3 protein-coding genes and 1 pseudogene are annotated in these 3,162 nt (G+C 33.9%); 3 read left to right on the top strand and 1 reads right to left on the bottom strand.

What is annotated here, in order from left to right; all coding sequences use genetic code 11:
• Window positions 1–106: pseudogene (locus tag ACIQ2X_RS15045) on the top strand (IS1595 family transposase); the annotation flags it as partial.
• A gap of 233 nt (window positions 107–339) precedes the next feature.
• Here the strand turns inward: ACIQ2X_RS15045 and ACIQ2X_RS15040 are convergent.
• Window positions 340–1,788 carry a S41 family peptidase gene (locus tag ACIQ2X_RS15040; RefSeq protein ID WP_396179776.1) on the bottom strand — a complete coding sequence of 483 codons (1,449 nt, stop codon included), beginning with the start codon at window positions 1,786–1,788 and terminating at the stop codon, window positions 340–342.
• A gap of 378 nt (window positions 1,789–2,166) precedes the next feature.
• Here ACIQ2X_RS15040 and ACIQ2X_RS15035 point away from each other — a divergent pair, with 378 nt between their 5' ends.
• Together ACIQ2X_RS15035 and ACIQ2X_RS15030 are read left to right on the top strand one after the other, a co-directional pair.
• Entirely contained in the window at window positions 2,167–2,424 is a 258-nt protein-coding gene (locus tag ACIQ2X_RS15035; protein ID WP_396179775.1) for a hypothetical protein, read from the top strand.
• A 20-nt stretch (window positions 2,425–2,444) separates the two neighbouring features.
• Window positions 2,445–2,972, top strand: a complete 528-nt coding sequence (locus ACIQ2X_RS15030; RefSeq protein WP_396179774.1) for a DUF4252 domain-containing protein — start codon at window positions 2,445–2,447, stop codon at window positions 2,970–2,972.
• Window positions 2,973–3,162 lie beyond the last annotated feature (190 nt).

Raw genomic sequence — 3,162 nt, 5'->3', positions numbered from 1 at the left:
AAACTTACAACTGTATCTGAACGAGTTTGTTTATAAGCTAAATCGCAGATATTTTGGTGAGAAAATCTTCGATAGACTAGTGATAGCAAGTATTACAGGAGTATGATTAAAAACGGATATGCATATAAATTAATTTCGTTTTGTTGCGTTAAAAAAATGATTGCAAAATAGCCGTCTTTCGCATGATCGACTGACAGGGTAATCCTTTTTGTCTCTCCAAATCTTTTAAAAAAGGGACTTGGAGAGACAAAAAAAGCAGAAAAAATAGGCACGATCTCGTCATATCGTGATTTTTCTCGATGGAAGAAAATGTTGGGATTACGAGGGTACTCCCAAATTTTAATAAGGAAAGAAGTTTTCAAGCAAGGCGTGATTTAAAATATACATCTCGTTTCCGAAACTCTGCAATGCTTTCGAATTTTTAAATTCGTTACCGAAACGTCTGCTGTCGTGCTGAAACGTTCGTGCATTTCCGTTAATCAATCCCAAAGCAGTGCTTAAAAATGGTTCGTTTTCATTGCCTAAAACGCCCATATTTCCGGGGTTTTCGGCTAATTCGGTGGTAGGTAGAATTCCGTTTTGGTAATCGCCGAAACCATCTTTGTTAATTGTTTTTATAACGATGGGTTGCATGGCATATTTGTGGTTTTTATTCACATTTTCTTTGTTAAACGACGGCGAATCGTACAGCGTTATCGAACCTACATTTTTACCCGTTGTTTTAGTTCCAATTTGGATAACTTCAATGTAGGGCTTCAAACCATTGATTACTAATTCACTTGCCGAAGCCGTTCCGCCAGTGGTAAGTATATAAATTCGGGTTAAATTCAAATCATTAATCGCTGTATTGTTGATTGTATTGGTAAAATTATTGACCAATTGAGCCGGATTATTTTCTTCGAAATAGGTTTGAATTTTACTGTTCCATTGTTGTTTGGCAAACAATTGTCCGGTAAATTGACCGGTAATCATACTGGCCAATCGTGTGGCAGTCAATACCGATCCGCCGCCGTTATATCGCAAATCCAGTACCAAATCAGTCACGCCTTCACTTTTTAATGTTCCAAAAGCTTGGTTCAATTGCAAATCGTAATTGGCGGTAAAACCATTGTACATCAAATAGCCTACTTTCTGGTTGCTTGTTTGAATGACTTTGGTTAAAAATACGGGATTCTCGGTTAATTCTGTTTTCGTTAAAAGTATCGAAGTCCCGTTGGGAGTGATGGCGCCATTGTCGAAATTGGCTAAATTGATGGTATACGAATTTGCGGCAATTAAGTTTCTGTAATTGTCAACCGTGAGTGTTTGACCATCGATAGCGTAAAAAATCATTCCTCTTGTAATATTTTTAGCCTCTGCATCTGAATTGGGAATAACATAATTAACCACCCCATAAATATCGGTTTGACTTCCGGGTTTGAAACGTAAAGTGAATTCCATTCCGTTATTTTTTGTCACGCCCTGAAAAAGATTTTCCAAAAAAACGTAATCTTCCACTAAAACGCTAAAACGATCGATACTTGGATCTACTCTCAAATTATTAAAAAGTGCAAACGGATCATTGAAATTACTCAAATACGTGTTGAGTTCGCCCTGATTTACAAAACGATCGTCGGCCAAATCGGGTACGTCGTCTTGCCATAAATAGTATAAATTAAGACCTTTCCAAATAAAATTTTGCACCTCAAGTTCGGCAGGAACGTTTAATGAATCGTCATTTTTTTCGCAACCGTATAAGGTAAAAAAAACAAGAATTATAATAAATATAGATTTAGAAACGCTTTTCATTGGGACATATTTATAAATTAAAAAAACAAAATTTTATGTAATTTACTAATTTCAATCCCTAGAAAAAAGGGGTATCATACAGAAATTAAGTAAAATTATAAACGTAAATTTAAGTACTTTAGTTTTAAAATCCACTTTTTTTGGACGTAAAGTCATTGAGTTTAGGTTTTGATTTTATATCCGTAACAGGAAGATTCGTAGTGGTTAAAAAAATGACTAATGGTTGTACCCTTTATTGAATATTGGAAACTGTACATTTAATCAAATGTAATTCGTACATTTATTCCGCAGGAAAAAAAATGATACTGTTGGCACATCATTTGTTAGTGTTGGAATAAAATGCCATAGAGAGAAAGTTTCAAATTACAGAAAAAAACTATGAAATTAATTAACAAAACACTAAAAACTAAAACCGTACTTATCGTTGCAGTTCTCATTGCGACTTTTAGCCTAAATGGGTGCAATTCCAACAATTCCGGTGATTTAGGAACGTATGACGATCCGAAAATTGCATTGATAGAAACCCAAAAAGCACTTTCGCTTTTGTCAAAAAAAGTCAATAAAGGATACGAAAGTGTACAGTACATTACCGAATATGAAATTGCAAAAAATAAAATATTTAAACTCGAAAATTAAATTTTAAAAAACCTAAAATAATGAAAAAACTATATGCTTTAATTGCTTTTATTTTATTGCCCAATGTGTTTTTTGCACAACAAACGGTGTTTGATAAGTTTGACGGAGTAGATCAGGTAAGTTCAATTTTGGTTACCAAAAAAATGTTCCAAATGATGGGAAATGTAAAGATGGATACCAAAGATAAGGAGGTGCAAAATTACCTCAACTTAATCAAAAAGTTAGATAATTTGAAAGTTTTTACAACTTCCAATTCAAAAATGAAAGCGGATTTAAAAGCAACATCCGAAAAATATTTAATTTCTGCTGGTTTGGAAGAGTTGATGCGGGTTAAAGATGGCACACAGCATATCCGGATTTCAGTGAAGTCGACTGGAAAAGACAATCAAATCAAAGAGCTTTTGATGCTCATTGAAGATAGTGGCGCGAGTAACGAAACGGTGCTTATGTCGCTTACTGGAAATTTCAATCTAAATGAACTTTCTGTTCTAACAGATAAGATGAATTTACCGGGAGGAACTGCTTTGAAAAAAGCCGCCAAGAAATGACGATTAAAGATTACGATTTCTTTATATTTATTTTAAAAAATAAAAAAAGCCTTTCGAATTTATTTCCGAAAGGCTTCTTTTTTATTATTTTTGGTAATGTGGTCAAAAATAGTTGGTAATTTTTCAATTTAAATTAATTATATTACCGCATCAAACTGAAGAGGACATTGGCTCTGCTGAGGAGCAACCA

Source organism: Flavobacterium sp., assembly GCF_044368625.1.
Lineage (GTDB): Bacteria > Bacteroidota > Bacteroidia > Flavobacteriales > Flavobacteriaceae > Flavobacterium.
Note: the sequence above shows the minus strand (reverse complement) of the source record. Positions and strands in the feature narration are given on the sequence as shown.

Coding starts and splice junctions, on each gene's coding strand:
- ACIQ2X_RS15040 (WP_396179776.1), bottom strand. CDS start 1,788: ATGAAAAGCGTTTCTAAATCTATATTTATTATAATTCTTGTTTTTTTT.
- ACIQ2X_RS15035 (WP_396179775.1), top strand. CDS start 2,167: ATGAAATTAATTAACAAAACACTAAAAACTAAAACCGTACTTATCGTT.
- ACIQ2X_RS15030 (WP_396179774.1), top strand. CDS start 2,445: ATGAAAAAACTATATGCTTTAATTGCTTTTATTTTATTGCCCAATGTG.